Origin of the sequence: Microbacterium sp. NPDC058269, assembly GCF_042881445.1 — a bacterium.
Taxonomy (GTDB): domain Bacteria; phylum Actinomycetota; class Actinomycetes; order Actinomycetales; family Microbacteriaceae; genus Microbacterium.
In genome coordinates this window covers 181,046-196,548 of the sequence record NZ_JBHVXT010000002.1, presented here as the reverse complement: position 1 = coordinate 196,548, position 15,503 = coordinate 181,046, and the positions used below count along the sequence as shown (strand labels likewise).

General features: G+C 68.6%; 16 protein-coding genes. 3 read left to right on the top strand and 13 right to left on the bottom strand.

Going from position 1 to position 15,503, the window contains the following annotated elements; all coding sequences use genetic code 11:
• Positions 1-2 precede the first annotated feature (2 nt).
• From ACFVWL_RS09175 to fdxA, 3 genes are read right to left on the bottom strand one after another with little or no spacing between them, the layout of a single operon-like run.
• Positions 3-512, bottom strand: coding sequence for a flavin reductase family protein (locus ACFVWL_RS09175; protein ID WP_387181435.1), 510 nt, complete (start codon positions 510-512; stop codon positions 3-5).
• Positions 509-1,867: an FAD-dependent oxidoreductase gene (locus tag ACFVWL_RS09170; RefSeq protein ID WP_387181433.1), complete on the bottom strand. Its 1,359-nt coding sequence runs from the start codon at positions 1,865-1,867 to the stop codon at positions 509-511. The genes ACFVWL_RS09175 and ACFVWL_RS09170 overlap by 4 nt, the downstream gene beginning before the upstream one ends.
• Complete coding sequence (gene fdxA / locus ACFVWL_RS09165; RefSeq protein ID WP_387181430.1) at positions 1,864-2,190, bottom strand: ferredoxin; 327 nt, start codon at positions 2,188-2,190, stop codon at positions 1,864-1,866. The genes ACFVWL_RS09170 and fdxA overlap by 4 nt, the downstream gene beginning before the upstream one ends.
• Positions 2,191-2,309: 119 nt before the next feature.
• Here fdxA and soxR point away from each other — a divergent pair, with 119 nt between their 5' ends.
• Positions 2,310-2,759, top strand: a complete 450-nt coding sequence (gene soxR / locus ACFVWL_RS09160) for a redox-sensitive transcriptional activator SoxR (protein WP_028503084.1) — start codon at positions 2,310-2,312, stop codon at positions 2,757-2,759.
• A gap of 103 nt (positions 2,760-2,862) precedes the next feature.
• Here soxR and ACFVWL_RS09155 read toward each other — a convergent pair whose 3' ends face one another.
• From ACFVWL_RS09155 to ACFVWL_RS09130, 6 genes are all read right to left on the bottom strand, one after another.
• Complete coding sequence (locus ACFVWL_RS09155; RefSeq protein ID WP_387181428.1) at positions 2,863-5,109, bottom strand: glycoside hydrolase family 3 N-terminal domain-containing protein; 2,247 nt, start codon at positions 5,107-5,109, stop codon at positions 2,863-2,865.
• Entirely contained in the window at positions 5,109-6,248 is a 1,140-nt protein-coding gene (locus ACFVWL_RS09150) for an ABC transporter permease (RefSeq protein ID WP_387181426.1), read from the bottom strand. Before ACFVWL_RS09150 ends, ACFVWL_RS09155 begins: the two co-directional genes overlap by 1 nt.
• A 1-nt stretch (position 6,249) precedes the next feature.
• Positions 6,250-7,338 carry an ABC transporter permease gene (locus tag ACFVWL_RS09145; RefSeq protein WP_387181423.1) on the bottom strand — a complete coding sequence of 363 codons (1,089 nt, stop codon included), beginning with the start codon at positions 7,336-7,338 and terminating at the stop codon, positions 6,250-6,252.
• A complete protein-coding gene (locus ACFVWL_RS09140; RefSeq protein WP_387181421.1) occupies positions 7,335-8,141 on the bottom strand; it encodes an ABC transporter ATP-binding protein in 807 nt (268 codons plus the stop codon). Before ACFVWL_RS09140 ends, ACFVWL_RS09145 begins: the two co-directional genes overlap by 4 nt.
• Positions 8,138-8,962 carry an ABC transporter ATP-binding protein gene (locus ACFVWL_RS09135; RefSeq protein ID WP_105671199.1) on the bottom strand — a complete coding sequence of 275 codons (825 nt, stop codon included), beginning with the start codon at positions 8,960-8,962 and terminating at the stop codon, positions 8,138-8,140. Before ACFVWL_RS09135 ends, ACFVWL_RS09140 begins: the two co-directional genes overlap by 4 nt.
• A gap of 72 nt (positions 8,963-9,034) precedes the next feature.
• The gene (locus ACFVWL_RS09130; protein ID WP_387181418.1) at positions 9,035-10,693 is read right to left on the bottom strand and encodes an ABC transporter substrate-binding protein; all 1,659 of its coding nucleotides are present in this window, start codon (positions 10,691-10,693) and stop codon (positions 9,035-9,037) included.
• 159 nt (positions 10,694-10,852) lie between these two features.
• Here ACFVWL_RS09130 and ACFVWL_RS09125 point away from each other — a divergent pair, with 159 nt between their 5' ends.
• Both ACFVWL_RS09125 and ACFVWL_RS09120 read left to right on the top strand, forming a co-directional pair.
• Positions 10,853-11,500 carry a TetR/AcrR family transcriptional regulator gene (locus ACFVWL_RS09125; protein WP_387181416.1) on the top strand — a complete coding sequence of 216 codons (648 nt, stop codon included), beginning with the start codon at positions 10,853-10,855 and terminating at the stop codon, positions 11,498-11,500.
• Positions 11,501-11,553: 53 nt separating this feature from the next.
• Entirely contained in the window at positions 11,554-12,768 is a 1,215-nt protein-coding gene (locus ACFVWL_RS09120) for an amidohydrolase (RefSeq protein WP_387181414.1), read from the top strand.
• Positions 12,769-12,792: 24 nt separating this feature from the next.
• On the opposite strand, the gene ACFVWL_RS09115 is transcribed toward ACFVWL_RS09120, so the two are convergent.
• The 4 genes from ACFVWL_RS09115 to moaA form a co-directional block, all read right to left on the bottom strand.
• Complete coding sequence (locus tag ACFVWL_RS09115) at positions 12,793-13,305, bottom strand: hypothetical protein (RefSeq protein ID WP_387181412.1); 513 nt, start codon at positions 13,303-13,305, stop codon at positions 12,793-12,795.
• A gap of 71 nt (positions 13,306-13,376) precedes the next feature.
• Positions 13,377-14,045: a uridine kinase gene (locus ACFVWL_RS09110; protein ID WP_387181409.1), complete on the bottom strand. Its 669-nt coding sequence runs from the start codon at positions 14,043-14,045 to the stop codon at positions 13,377-13,379.
• 30 nt (positions 14,046-14,075) lie between these two features.
• A complete protein-coding gene (locus ACFVWL_RS09105; protein ID WP_387181406.1) occupies positions 14,076-14,345 on the bottom strand; it encodes a hypothetical protein in 270 nt (89 codons plus the stop codon).
• 58 nt (positions 14,346-14,403) lie between these two features.
• Positions 14,404-15,489: a GTP 3',8-cyclase MoaA gene (gene moaA / locus ACFVWL_RS09100; RefSeq protein WP_387181403.1), complete on the bottom strand. Its 1,086-nt coding sequence runs from the start codon at positions 15,487-15,489 to the stop codon at positions 14,404-14,406.
• Positions 15,490-15,503: the final 14 nt, after the last annotated feature.

The following is a 15,503-nucleotide window of genomic DNA, read 5'->3' as shown; positions in this document are numbered from 1 at the left end:
TTTCAGTGGTGAGTGTCGTGCGGAAGTGCGTGGAAGCGGCGGTCGAGATAGACGAGAGGGCGCCCGGCTTGCCCCGGCAGCACCTCGATGACCTCGGCGATGACCACGGTCGACGAGCCGACGGCCACGGTCTGGATCGTCCGACAGCGCAGGGCGGCCCTGGCCTCGGGCAGGTGCGGTTCGCCGGTCGGCAGCGTCGCCCAGCCCTGCTCGGGTGTGAAGCGCTCGGAGCCGCTGACCGCGAAGCTCTGCGCGAGGTCGGAGTGCTCGTCGTCGATGAGGTGCACCACGAAGGTGTCGGCTCCGAGGATCGCCCCGGCGGAGCCGGTGGCACGAGTCACGGAGAACACGATCGCTGCCGGATCGACCGCGACCGAGGCGACGCTCGACGCGGTGAGACCGACGGGGCCCTCCGAGGTGCTCGCGGTGATGATCGCGACGCCGGCGGGATGTGTGCGGAACGCGGCCTTGAGCCCTTCGCCGATCGGGGTGGGCACGGGTGTTGCGGTCATCGGCCGGTCTCCATCATCTGCTCCTGCTTCGCATGTGTCAGCATCTCATCGCGCTCGACGATCTTCGTCCGCTCGCGACCGCGCTCCGCTCCGGCACCGCGCTCCGCGGCATCGATCCGCAGCCAGCCGTCGAGGTCGACCGCGTGCGCGAGATGGGCGATCGGATCGTCGTCGCGCGCTTCTCGCTCGACCGATTCGAGGTCATCCACGACGTGTCCGATGGTCTGCGCGGCGTCCGACTTGGTCGAGCCGATCAGCCCGACCGGGCCGCGCTTGATCCACCCCGTCGCATACAACCGCGGGATCGGCGCACCGTCCGCATCGATGACGCGGCCTTCGACATGCGGCACGACGCCGAGGGCGGCGTCGAACGGCATCCCGGGAACGGGTGTCGAGCGGTAGCCCACCGCCCGGTAGACGGCTCCGACGTCATAGCGCAGCAGTTCACCCGTGCCGACCATGCGGCCGAGCTCATCGGATGCTGTGCGCTCCATCTCGATGCCGGTCACGGTATCGGTGCCGAGCAGTCGCACCGGGCGCTGCCGGAGGTGCAGGTGGATGCGACGCGAGGCTGTGCGGCTCGCGGGATCGAGGGCCGCCCATTCGGTCATGGTGCGCACGATGATACGGCGCTGCGAGAACTGCGCCACCATCCGCTCGGCGTGCGCGTCGAGGGCGAGCTCGTCCGGGTCGACGATCACATCGACGTCCTCCTGCTCGGCGAGCTCACGCAGCTCCATGGCCGAGAAGCGCACGTCGGCCGGGCCCCGACGGGCGAACAGGTGCACGTCGCGCAGCGGGCTGGCCGCGAGCTGGTCGAGCACGGCATCCGGAGTGTCGGTGTGCGTCAGGGTGGAGGCGTGCCTGGCGAGGATCCGCGTCACATCGAGCGCAACGTTGCCGGCGCCGAGCACCGCGACGGACTCGGCGGCGAGCGGCCAGGTGCGCGGCGCATCGGGGTGCCCGTCGTACCAGGCCACGAAGTCGGCCGCGCCGAAGGAGCCGGGCAGATCGATGCCGGGGATGTCGAGCGCGACATCGAGGTCGGCCCCCGTCGCCACGATCACGCCGTCGTACGCGGCACGCAGCTCGTCGATCTCGACGTCACGGCCGATCTCGACGTTGCAGCGCAGCCGGATGCGCGGGTTCACGAGCACCTCGTGCAGGGCATCGGTGATCTTGCGGATGCGGGGGTGATCCGGGGCGACCCCGTAGCGGACCAGCCCGTAGGGCGCCGGGAGCTTCTCGAACAGGTCGATCGACGCGTTCGGCACGCGGCCGAGCAGGATGTCGGCGGCGTAGATGCCCGCGGGCCCTGCTCCGACGATGGCGATGCGCGGTGCGGCGATGGTCATGCGTGGTCCCCCTGTGGCGCGAGCGCGGCGATGATCGGGTGGTCGAAGGCGAGCATCCCCGTCTTGGCCGCCCCACCGGGAGAGCCGAGCTCGTCGAAGAACTCGACGTTGGCCTTGTAGTAGTCCTGCCACTCATCGGGCAGATCGTCTTCGTAGAAGATGGCCTCGACCGGGCACACCGGCTCGCATGCACCGCAGTCGACACACTCGTCGGGGTGGATGTAGAGCGAGCGTTCACCCTCGTAGATGCAGTCGACGGGGCACTCGTCGATGCAGGCCTTGTCCTTCACATCGACGCACGGCAGAGCGATCACATAGGTCATCGCGGGGTCTTCGTTCGGGTCACACTGTCCTCGTTCGGTCGATCGACCCGTTTCGGGGCCACTCGTCAACCGTAAAACCTCAAGTATACTTGAGGTCAAATCGAAGGAGAGACAGCCGGATGACTCCGCACGCACCTGACGAGCCGCTGACGATCGGCGAGATGACCAGGCGCACCGGTGTCGCGGCCTCCGCGTTGCACTTCTACGAGACGCTCGGCCTCATCGCCTCGACCCGCACTCCCGGCAATCAGCGCCGCTACGCCCGGCACATGCTGCGCCGCGTCTCGCTCATCACGGTCGCCAAACGCCTCGGTATCCCGCTCTCCGACGTGCAGACCGCGTTCGCCGACGTGCCGCTGACCGAGACCCCGAGCCACGCCGACTGGCAGCGGGCCTCGAGGCGGTGGAAGCGCGAGCTCGAGAAGCGGCGCGAGGGCATCGAGCGCCTCGAACGCGAACTGACCGGATGCATCGGCTGCGGCTGCCTGTCGATGAAGGCGTGCGGCCTGCTCAACCCCGACGACGCCCTCGGCACCCAGGGCGCCGGCCCCCAGCGCCTTCAGGACTGATAGTCCACTCTTCCCTCACTCGCGTTGAGACCCACGCCCGCCGCCGGGACCCACCGCCGGATACGTCGGCGGTGGGTCCCGGCGAAGGCAGGAGTGCGACGGGTCAGGCGACCTCGAAGTCCGCGGAGAGGAGCACCTCGTCGCGCGAGCTCGGACCCACCAGCAGCTCGAACGCGCCGGCCTCGACGATGCGGTTGCCCGCGGCATCCACGATCGTGCAGTCGGCAACCGGCAGCTCGACCCGCACCTGCACGGACTCACCCGGAGCGACGTCGACCTGGCGGAAGGTCTTGAGCTCTCGGTCGGTCCAGCTCACGCTCGTCACGGAGTCGCGCACGTAGACCTGCACGGTCTCGCGTACGGGCCGCTCCCCCGTGTTCGACACCGTGAGGTGACCGACGATCGTGTCGGACTCCCCCAGCGAGGTCGCCTCCAGCACGAGGTCGGAGTACTCCACCGTCGTGTACGACAGCCCCTCGCCGAACGCCCAGGCCGGCGACTGCGTGAGGTCGGCGTAGCGGTCGCCGTGCTGTCCGCGGATCTGGTTGTAGTACGTCGGCTGCTGACCCACGTGGCGCGCGAACGAGATCGGCAGACGCCCGGACGGCTCGGCCGCCCCCGAGATGATGTCGGCCAGAGCGCGCCCGCCCTGCATGCCCGGGTTCGCCGCCCAGATCACGGCGGCGGCCTTCGACGCGGAGGCCGGGAGCACGAGCGGCTTCGAGGCGAGCAGCACGATCACGACGGGCTTCCCTGTCGCGATGAGCGCGTCGATCAGCGCGTTCTGCCCACCGATGAGTTCGAGCGTTGCGGTGGAGCGTCCCTCGCCCACGAGCTCGATCCGATCGCCCACGACCGCTACGACGACGTCGGAGTCGGATGCCGCGGCGACGGCTTCCGCGATCAGTGCGGCATCCGGCTCGCAGGCCTTCACGACCGGGGGACGCGGCTGCTTGTCGGGGAAGAACGGCCCCTGCGGGTCTTCCTCGAGGGTGAGGATGTCGGCACCGCGGGCGTGCGTGACGGTCCAGCCGTCGATCGCCTGCAACCCGTCGAGCACGGTCGTGATCATCTCGCGCGGCTGACCGTCGAGCCAGCCCGCCTGACCCGAGCCGCCGGCCCAGTCGCCGAGCTGCGTCTGCGCGTCGTCAGCGAGAGGGCCGGTGACGGTGACCTTCAGCGCAGACGTGGGGTCGAGCGGCAGCACGCCATCGTTCTCGAGCAGCACGAGCGAACGGCGCGTGACCTCGAGGTTCAGGTCGGCGTGCGCCGCACTGCCCACCACGGCGTCGAGCTCGGTGCCGGGCAGGCGCGGGTTCTCGAAGAGCCCCAGCTCGAACTTGAGCGTCAGGATGCGGGCGGCCGCCGCGTCGAACGCGTCCTCGGCGAGCATGCCCTGGGCGACGGCGTCGAGCGCCCCCTCGAAGAAGGCCGGCGTGGTCATGATCATGTCGTTGCCCGCCCGCACGGCCGCCGCGGCCGCGTGCGTGATGTCGGGCTGGATCCGCTGTTCCCACACCATGCGACCGACGTTGTCCCAGTCGGTGATGAGAGTGCCGGTGTAGCCCCACTCGCCGCGCAGCACGTCGCTGAGCAGCCAGTCGTTGGTCGTGATCGGCACCCCGTCGGTGGTCTGGTAGCCGAGCATGAACGTGCGGCACCCTTCGCGGGCGACGCGCTCGAACGGCGGCAGGAACCACGAGCGCAGCTTGCGTCGTGAGATGTCGGCCTCGCTCGCATCGCGCCCGCCCTGGGTCTCGGAGTAGCCGGCGAAGTGCTTGGCGGTCGCGAGGATCGCGGTGGGGTCGTCGAGTCCGTCGCCCTGGTAGCCGCGCACCATCGCCGAGGCGAGCTCGCCGATCAGGAACGGGTCTTCACCGAAGGTCTCGTCGATGCGGCCCCAGCGCAGGTCACGCGCGATGCACAGCACAGGAGAGAAGGTCCAGTGGATGCCGGTCACCGCGACCTCTTCGGCCGTCGCGCGGGCGACGCGTTCGACGAGGTCGGAATCCCATGACGCGGCCATGCCGAGCTGCGTCGGGTAGATCGTCGCACCCGGCCAGAACGAGTGCCCGTGGATGCAGTCCTCCCCCACCAGCAGCGGGATGCGGAGCCGGGTCTGGGCGGTGAGCTCGTTCGCCCGCAGGATGCGCTCCGGCGAGGTGTGCAGGATCGATCCCGCGTGGCGGCGGGCGATGTGGTCGTCGATGTCGTCGCGGGCGTCGAGCTGGAGCATCTGCCCGACCTTCTCCTCCAGCGTCATGCGGCTGAGGAGGTCGGCCACGCGCTCGGGGATCGAGAGCGCGGGGTCCTGGTACGGGAGCTGCGTGGTCAGAGTCTGAGAGGTCATCACTTCGTGTTCTGGGTCGAGTTCGGTGTCGAGGTCTTCGGGGAGTCGGAGGTGTCGGGCGAGGTCGCCGACGTTACGGGATCGGGGGCCTTCTGCGGCAGGGGCACGCTGCGGACGGCCGTGACGGCGTCGTTCACGTTCAGGCCCTTCTTCTTCATGGCCCTTGCCCGCTCACCCGCGGAGCGCAGGCGCGGGTTGACGTACTCGTCGATGCCGAAGTTGATGAGCGAAAGGGCGACGCCGATGATCGCGATGCAGAGGCCTGCGGGCACGTACCACCACCACAGGCGCGGGAAGGCACCGTTCTGCTGTGCCCAGAACAGGATGGTGCCCCAGTTCAGGTTGCTCACCGGGATCACCCCGATGAACGCCAGCGTGGTGAGGCCGAGGATGGCGGCGGTCACGGTGCCGACGAAGCTCGAGGCGATGAGCGCCATGAGGTTCGGCAGCATCTCGACCGTGATGATCCGGCGCAGCGGTTCGCCGTTCGCGCGCGCGGCCTGGATGAAGTCGCGGTTGCGCAGCGACATGGTCTGCGCGCGCAGCACGCGGGCACCCCACGCCCAGCCCGTTATCCCGAGCACCGCGGCGATCACGATGAGCGGCGGGTTCTCGAACTGCGAGGCGATGATGATGATGAGCGGGATGCCGGGGATCACCAGGAACACGTTGGTCAGCGCCGAGAGCGACTCACTCTTCCAGCCGCGCACGTAGCCGGCGATCACGCCGATGGTGATCGCGATGATCGTGGCGATGAAGGCCGCGAGGAAGCCGACGACGATGACGCCGCGGGTGCCGTAGATGATCTGGCTCAGCACGTCCTCCCCCATGTGCGTCGTGCCCAGCCAGTGCTCCCACGAGGGAGGCTGACGCAGGGCGGTGCGATCCTTCTGCGTCGGGCCGTACGGCGAGATCCAAGGGGCGAGGATCGCGATGAGCACGAACACCCCGAGGATGATGAGCCCGGCGATCGACTTGGGGTTGCGGAACATCGCGAACGCCTGGGCGAGCTGGGACCAGAACGTCTTGCGCGGCGGAGCGCCGGCCGGCGGGGTGCGCAGGGTCGCGGTCTCGGGCATGCCGGAGACGACGGCCGACCCGTTGGGCGCGGTGCTCGCTGCGGTGGTGGGAACGGTCATGTCAGGACTCCATCTGGCGCGTGCGCGGGTCGAGGTAGGCGTAGACGACATCCGCGAGGATGTTGGCCACGAGCACCGACAGCGTGATCACGAGGAACACGCCCTGCATGAGGGCGAAGTCCTTGGCGTTGGTGGCATCGAGCAGCAGCTTGCCGACGCCCGGATAGCTGAACACCATCTCCATCACGATCGTGCCGCCGACGATGAAGCCGATCGACAGCGCGAAGCTCTGGATCTGCGGCAGCACCGCGTTGCGGGCGGCGTAGCCCCAGAGCACCCGCTTGTTGGGCATGCCCTTGGCCTGTGCGACCGTGATGTAGTCGTCGTCGAGCACGGTCAGCATCATGTTGCGCATGCCGAGCACCCAGCCGCCGAGCGAGGCGACCACGATGGTCAGCGCCGGCAGCGTGCCGTGCATGATCACCTGGCCGATGAAGTCGAAGCTCCATTCCGGGGATTGCCCCTTGTCATACGCGTGCGATGAGGGGAACCACTTCAGGGTCGAGGAGAAGATCGCGATCGCGATGAGCCCGAGCCAGAAGTACGGGATGGTGTTGAAGAACGTCGTCACCGGGATGATCGCGTCGAGCTTGCTGCCGCGCTTCCAGCCGACGACCGCTCCGGCGACCGTGCCGATCGTGAACGAGATGATGGTGGCGATGCCGACCAGGCCGAGCGTCCACGGCAGAGCGGCGGCGAGCACCTCGGCGACCGGGCGCAGACCGTGCAGCGTCGAGATGCCGAGATCGCCGCGCAGCAGCATCCCCCAGTACTCGATGTACTGCTGCCAGATCGACTTGTCGGTGTCGATGCCGAGCAGGATGCGCAGCGATGCCTCGGCCTCGGGGCTCACGCTGCGGTTGCGCGCGAGGTACGAGCTGACCGCATCACCCTTCATGAAACGCGGCAGGAAGAAGTTGATCGTGATGGCCGCCCACAGCGTGAACAGGTAGAACCCTGCTCGGCCGGCGAAGAAGCGCCACGGGACCTTCCGGTGCGTGCGCTCGGCTGTGGTCGCAGTCGTGCCGACCTCGAGGGCGTCGCGGGCGACGAGGTCGTTGTCGTCGAGCTGGGGGAACGCGGTGCTCACAGGACACCTCCGGTCGATGCTGCCTGTGCGAAGAACTTGTCCGGGTCGGGGGAAGCGGATCGAAGTTCGCGCGTGTACGGGTCCTGCGGGTTCAGGATGACGTCGTCGGCGGCGCCGTACTCGACGACCCGGCCCTGGTTGAGGACCATGATCTCGTCGCTGAAGTGTCGGGCCGTGGCGAGGTCGTGGGTGATGTAGAGCACGCCGAGTCCCTCCTCACGCTGCAGATCGGCGAGCAGGTTGAGCACACCGAGGCGGATCGAGACGTCGAGCATCGAGACGGGTTCGTCGGCGACCAGGAGCGAGGGGCGCGAGGCCAGCGCGCGGGCGATGGCGACACGCTGCCGCTGACCACCGGAGAGCTCGTGCGGACGGCGGTCGATCACGGCGTCCGGATCCAAGCGCACACGGTCGAGGAGCCGGCGCACCTCGTTCTCGGTCTCCTTCTTCGGCACCACGTCGTCGAGGCGGATCGGGCGCTCCAGGTGGTAGCGGATCGAGTGGTACGGGTTGAGCGAGGCGAACGGATCCTGGAACACCATGCGCAGCTGCTGCCGGTACCTGCGCAGCCCCTTGCCGCGGCGTGGGATCGGCGTGCCGTCGAGCAGCACCTCTCCGCTGGTCGGGGTCTCGAGCTGGGTCAGGATCTTCGCGATCGTGGACTTGCCGCTTCCGGACTGGCCGACCAGCCCGATCGTCTGCCCGGAGGTCAGGGTGAAGCTCACATCGTCGAGGGCCTTGATCTGACCGGCACCGCGGACGTTGTAGGCCTTCGTGACGTTCCGGAATTCGAGGGTGGTCATCGCACCAGCACCCCTCTCTCCCCGGTCAGCCGGGGGAAGGAAGACAACAGCGTCTTCGTGTACTCGTGCTCGGGCTGCGTCCAGATGCGCTCGGCGGTGGCGAGCTCGATGATCTCGCCTTCGCGCATGATGGCGATCCGGTCGCTGATCTCCAGAAGGAGGGGAAGGTCGTGGGTGATGAAGATCACCGAGAAGCCGAACTCGTGCCGCAGCTGCGAGATCTGCTTGAGGATCTCCCGCTGCACCAGCACGTCGAGCGCGGTCGTCGGCTCGTCCATGACCATCAGCTGCGGGCGCAGGGCGAGAGCCATCGCGATCATCACGCGCTGGCGCATGCCGCCGGAGAGCTCGTGCGGGAACGAGCGGATGCGCTGGCGCCCGACCTTGACGATCTCGAGCAGTTCCTCGGCCTCGGCACGCCGCTGCTTGCGGTTCATGTCCGGCCGGTGGATCTCGAAGACGTCCTCGAGCTGCGAGCCGATCGTCGCGACGGGGTTGAGGGCGTTCATGGCGCCCTGGAACACCATCGACACCTTGTCCCAGCGGAAGCGCTGCATCGCATCCACATCGAGCGCGTTGATGTCGATGTCGACGCCGGTGACGTCGTGGAAGGTCACGCTGCCGCTGGTGATGACGGCCGGTGCGCGGAGCAGGCGCTGCACGCCGTAGGCGAGCGTGGTCTTGCCGCATCCGCTCTCACCGGCGAGACCGAGGATCTCGCCGCGCTGCAGTTCGAGGGTGACGTTCTTCACCGCCTCGACGGGCGGATCGACGTCGTACACGACCGAGAAGTCGCGCACGCTGAGCAGGGGGTCTGGCATGGGGTGTCCTTCGTCGACCTGATCAGGGGAGCCCGCGCCGTCGCCGAGGCGGGCTCCCCTGCAGGATGCTGCTTACTCGGCGGGCTTCAGCTTCGTGAGGATCTGCACGATGTTCTGCTGAGTCGGGTCAGCAGACGCGTACGGGTCCTCTTCCGACGGCCATCCGACGTAGTTGCGGGTGTTGAACTCGCCCAGGAGCGGGTGCGCGCCCAGCGGGATGGCCGGCACCTGCTCGGAGAAGATCGTCTGCAGCGTGTCGACTGCCGCGGTGCGCTCCTCATCCGACGAGGCGTTCGCGTAGGAGTTCAGCGCGGCCGTCGCCGTCGGGTCGTCGAAGCGACCGAAGTTGAAGCCGGCCTTCCCGTCCGAGATCCATCGCGGGTCCATGGTCGAGGTGTACAGGCCGTAGGCCGTGCCGCTGTCCTCGAGCCAGTGGATGATCGCGGAGAACGTGCCGTTGTCGCGCGGGTCCGCCCAGCCACCCCAGTCGGGCATGTCGATCTTGACCTCGGCGCCGATGGCCTCGGTGACGTCTTCGGCGATCAGCTCCTGCGCGGTGTTCCAGTCGCTCCAGCCGGAGGGGACGGAGAGCGTGAACGAGACGGGTGCGCCGTCGGGGTCGATCAGCGCGTCGTCCTTCCAGGTGTACCCGGCCGTGGTGAGCAGGTCGCGAGCCTTCTCGGCGTCGACCGCGTACTCCTTGCCCTGGAACTCGGGCTGGATCTCGTCGTCGAGGATCGACGAGAGTCCGGTCACCGACCAGACGGCCTCGCTGGCGCCTTCGCGGGCGATGTCGACGTAGGCGTCGCGGTCGATCACCCAGGCGAGCGCCTGCCGGAAGGCCGGGTCATCGAACGGCTTCTGCTGCAGGTTCATGAACAGCGTCGCGGAACCGGTGGTGGGAGCCGCCCAGAACTTGTTGTGCTCGGGGTCGGCCGAGAGGAACTGCTCCTCGATCTGCGGGATGAACGCCTGCGCCCAGTCGGCGTCGCCGTTCGCGAGGGCCGTGGTGAGCGCCGTGTTGTCGCCGTAGGAGACGTAGTGCAGCTCGGGCACGGCCAGGTCGCCGCCCCAGTAGTCGTCGCGGGCGTCGAGCGTGACCGACTCCGTCGACCAGTTCGAGAGGACGTAGGGTCCGGTGCCCACCAGGTCGTCGCCCTTGACGGGGTCGGTGGCCGGGTCGTCGAGGTTCTCCCAGATGTGCTTCGGGACGATCGGCACGTGCAGGGCGCGGGCCTGGTTGACGTACTTCGACGCGGCGAAGGTCAGCACGACCTTGTCACCGTCGACGGCAGCGCTGTCGAGCTGGAGGCCGGCGGTGTCGAGGGCGGGGGTGGATGCCAGCTCGTAGGAGTAGACGATGTCTTCGGCGGTGAAGGGCTCGCCGTCGCTCCAGGTGACGTCCGCGCGCGGGACGACGGTGAGAACGGTGTAGTCGTCGTTCCATTCGAGGCTGTCCGCGAGCCACGGGGTGACGCCGCGGTCACCGGTCTGGTTCACGAGGGCGAGGGTCTCGAAGATCACCTTGCCGTAGCCGTACTTCGAGGCGGACGAGTCGCCGACGAACGGGTTGTTGGATTCGGTGGTGATCGCGCCGTCGGGCTTCGCGATCGTGAGGGATGCGGAACCGGCGCCGTCGTCGGATCCACCGCCTGCCGAGCATCCGGCGAGGGCCGATACGCCGAGGGCGGTGATCGCGGTCACGGCGATCAGAGACTTTCTGAGCTTCATTGCTTCTCCTAGGGGCACGGGTCTTTGTGCTGCGTCGCCGGAGGACGGGAGCCCGCCGACTGTCGTGATTTGCTTACTGTCGAGAAAGTAAGCTCCCGTGAGGTTACCGAGTAGTAAGTTGGATCGCAAGCACAGCTCAGCGATGGAGAGGAGGCCGCGGTGGCAGACAGCGACCAGACAGTGCGCGTGCGCCCGGCGACTCTCGCGAAACGCGAGCAGATCCTCAAGGCGGCCGTCGAGATCTTCGGCAACAAGGGCTCGACCAACGGCACCCTGGCAGACGTGGCTGAGCAGGTCGGCATCACGCACGCCGGCGTCCTGCACCACTTCGGCTCGAAGCAGAAACTGCTGCTCGAGGTTCTCGCGTACCGCGACCAGGCCGACGTCGCCGAGCTCGCCGAGAAGCACATCCCCGACGGGCCCGAGCTGTTCCTGCACCTGGTGCGCACGGCGTTCGCGAACGAGAAGCGGCCCGGCATCGTGCAGGCCTACACGGTGCTGTCGGCCGAGTCCGTGACCGACGACCATCCCGCGCGGCACTTCTTCGAGGACCGCTACACGACCCTGCGTCGCGAGGTCACGGCCGCGTTCCACGAGCTGTGCGCCCAGGAAGGCGTGCAGAATCCCGACACGATCGCCGACGCCGCCGCCGCGATCCTCGCGGTGATGGACGGCCTGCAGCTGCAGTGGCTCCTGCACCCCGACGTCGTCGAGCTCGGTGGGGCCAGTGAGTTCGCGATCCGGGCGATCGTGAACGCCGTGCTGCACCCCGGACCCGAGCTGCCGACCTACGTGCACCCCGCCTGATCCCTCGATCGCGGACCCTCGGCAACGACCGCCGGCCCGGCTAGGCTCGGGCCATGACGATCGACCTCGAAGCGCTCTACATCGACCTGCACCAGCATCCCGAGCTCTCGTTCCAGGAGACGCGCACCGCCGGCATCGCCGCCCAGCACCTGCGCGACCTGGGCCTCGAGGTCGAAGAGGGCGTCGGCGTGACCGGCGTCGTCGGAGTGCTGCACAACGGGGAGGGTCCCGTCGTGTGGGTGCGGGCCGACATGGACGCGCTGCCCGTCGAGGAGCAGACCGGCCTGGCGTACGCGAGCACCGCGAAGGGCGTCGACCCCGCGGGCACCACCGTCCCCGTCATGCACGCCTGCGGCCACGACATGCACGTCACCGCCATGGTCGGCGCGGTCGAGAAGCTCGTCGCCGAGCGATCCGAGTGGTCGGGCACACTCGTCGTGCTGATCCAGCCCGCCGAGGAGTATGGCGCCGGGGCGCGCGCGATGCTGGACGACGGGATCCTCGACCGCTACCCGAAGCCCGATGTGGTTCTCGGCCAGCACGTGACCCCGCTGCCCACCGGTGTGATCGGTGTGCGCAGCGGCACGCAGATGGCCGCCTCAGACGGACTCACCGTGACCCTGCACGGCCGCGGCGGACACGGCTCGCGCCCGCATGCGACGATCGACCCCGTGGTCATGGCCGCGGCCACCGTGATGCGCCTGCAGACCATCGCCTCACGCGAGATCGACCCGCAGGGCGTCGCCGTCGTGACCGTCGGGTCGATCCACGCGGGACTGAAGAACAACATCATCCCCGCCGAGGCGAAGCTCGAGCTCAGCCTGCGCTACCCGAACGAGGAGACGCGCGAGAAGGTGCTCGCGAGCGTCGAGCGCATCGTGCGGGCCGAGGCCACGGCCTCGGGCGCCGAGCGCGAGCCCGAGATCCGCACCGACCACACTCTGCCCGCCACGATCAACGACGAGGATGCCACGGCACGCGTCACCGCGGCCCTGCAGCGCGCACTGGGCGAGGCGGCCGTCATCGACCCGGGCATGTTCACCGGCAGCGAGGACGTCTCCTGGTTCGCCCGCGACGCCGGAGCACCCCTCGTGTTCTGGTTCTGGGGCGGCATCGACCCCTCCCGGTTCGCCGAGGCGGTCGCCGCAGGCCGTCTGGGCGAGGACATCCCCACCAACCACTCGCCGTTCTTCGCACCCGAGATCCACCCGACGATCGAGGTCGGCGTCACCGCACTGTCGGCCGCGGCCCGGGAGTTCCTCGCGTAGAGGCGGACGGCCTGCCCACAACGCTCACACGGGTGCGTCTGGCTTGCGCAGGAAGATATGCAGGCCAGGAGCCTTTCGATCGGTCGACTGCTCCACGAGGAGATGACGGCGCAGGAGGTTCGCCATCCCCGCAGGAATCGGATCGATCGCGTTGGTCTTCTTGACGTCTTGGGAGCCGAAACCGGCCAAGAGCGTCACAGACCTGCTGTCCGCACACCTCAGCTCGACGCGGGCGTAGTCCGTGTCGACACGGATCAGCACGCGAGAGATCGACGCCCAGGAGATCGCTCGCGCCGCCGTGGCTCCGATGATGCGGATCCCCTCGTCATCCCACTCGATGACGTAGCGATTCCTTCGCCAGGCGAAGACCCACAACAATGCGAGCACGATGACGATCGCCAGGCCACCGGCGACCAGCACGACACCAGATCTGCCGAGCATGATCTCGGTCTCCAGAGAGAAGGCGATCAACGCTCCCGTGGCGGCAGCTCCTCCCACGATGATGCACCCGACGATGATCGCGACCAGTTGGAGCATGGAGACTCGTGTCGCCCGGATCGTCAACCGGTATCCGTCGCTATCCCGCCCGATCGGCTCCCACATCCCCGTCAACCGCCGTTCCGGCGAAACGTCGGACGGTCCAGCACTGTGTTGTCCCAGACCCAGGTCGCCCGCTCCTGCGGTCGGGCTTCGGCGAGGTACATGCGCTGACCACCGACGTACCTGCGGTGGGAGGGGGCCTCCGGGTCGGGGTCGTGGCTCCCCGGGAATCGGGCGTTGCCTCGGGGGACGCTGACCTCGAAGGGGGCATGGACCCAGACCGTGGCGTCCCATACCGCTGCGAGCTCGGGACGCTGGAGGAAGATCCCATCGACGAGGACGACCCCCGTCGGCGGAACGGCGATGCGCACGGGGTCAACGGGTTCGTCACGACCGACGTCCCAGACAGCCGGGGTGATCGACCCGTGCGCGCGCAGGGCATCGACGACACAGGCGCGAAACGCGTCATACCGGTAGGAACCGGAGTAGAAGCCTTCCGGGCCTGTCCCCGCCGCGACGCGGTCGACCTTCGGGCGATGGAATCCGTCGATGCTCACGCCGACCGTCGGCCTTCGCGCGCGCCGTCGAGCGTGTTCTGAGAGTTCGCGGGAGAGGTGCGTTTTCCCTGCGCCATCGAAACCGTCGATGGCCACCAGGATCCGTTCGTCCGGACGAAGGCTCTCGATCTCGTCCCAGAGCTGCGCCAGCACTGCTGAGCGTGATTCCGTGGTGCGCACGGGCCCACCCTAACGGTCGCGGCGCAGGTTTCAGACCGGGCGGATCGTGATCGATTCGCGCTCGAGGTCGCGGCGCCGGTTGCCTAGACACTGCGTGCACAGCAGCTCAACCCGACGCGGATGCCCACCGCCGCAGGTGCACTCGATCGTGACCCTCCACCGTGCCTTGTCTCCACACGCCCGGTAGTCGTCAGGCGTGCCGTGGTCGCATTCGCAGCGCAGGTCACCGCGGTCGAGCATCGGCAGATCGTCGAGCTCCTCGCGGATCCGCGAGTCGGGCACGGCAGCGGTCGTGGTCATCGAGAACGACCGTATCGCGGATCAGCCTCCGACGGCCCGAGGCACAGGAGCGCGGCGGTCAGCCGCCGATCGCGTTCATCCCGCGTGCCGGCTGCAGGAACGAGGGGTCGTCGATCGCGTGCCCCGGCAGCTTGCCGTGCACGCAGGAACGCAGCAGCGCAGCGATCTCGTCGGCGCGCCCCCCCGGCGCAGCGGCCGACTCTCCGCGCAGCAGCCCGGTCAGGTCATACTCGGCGAGCGAGAACAGGCAGTTGCGCAGCTGGCCGTCGGCGGTCAGCCGCAGGCGGTCGCAGGCGCCGCAGAACGGGGCGGTCACTGAGGCGATCACGCCGACCTCGTGCGGCCCGCCGTCGATCCGCCACTTCTCGGCCGGAGCGCCACCGCGGCCCTCGATCGGCTCGAGACGCCAGCGTTCCCCCAGCGACGCGAGGATCTCCTCGCGTGTGACCATCGAGGCGCGATCCCAGGTGTGTCCGGCATCCAGCGGCATCTGCTCGATGAATCGCAGTTGCGCACCCACACTCATCGCGAACTCCACGAGGTCGACCAGCTCGTCGTCGTTGACCCCGCGCATCGCGACCGCGTTCAGCTTGAGGGGGCGGAGTTCGGATGCCGCGGCCGCGGCGATGCCCTCGAACACGTCGTCGAGACGGTCGCGGCGGGTGAGGTCGGCGAAGCGCTGACGGTCGATCGTGTCGATGCTGATGTTGAGGCGCGTCAGCCCGGCATCGATCAGTTCGGGGAGCTTCTTGGCGAGGCTGATGCCGTTGGTGGTCATCGCGACCTCGACGGGGCCTTCCTCGCCCTCGATCCGAGCGATCCGTTTCACGACCTCGACGATGTCGGTCCGCAGCAGCGGTTCGCCACCGGTGAGGCGGAAGGTGCGGATGCCGAGGGCCGCGGCCACTTCGGCTACCTCGACGATCTCGTCGGTGGAGAGGATGCTCGTGCGGGCGAGCCACTCGTTGCCCTGCTCGGGCATGCAGTACGTGCAGCGCAGGGAGCAGCGATCGGTGAGCGAGATGCGCAGGTCGCGATGCACCCGGCCATGCGTGTCGACGAGGCCGCCGCCGACTCCCGAGGCGTGCGGCGCGGACTCGACGCGCGGCGCGCGCACACCGATCACGACCGGTACGGCCGTCATGGCGCTTCCACGCT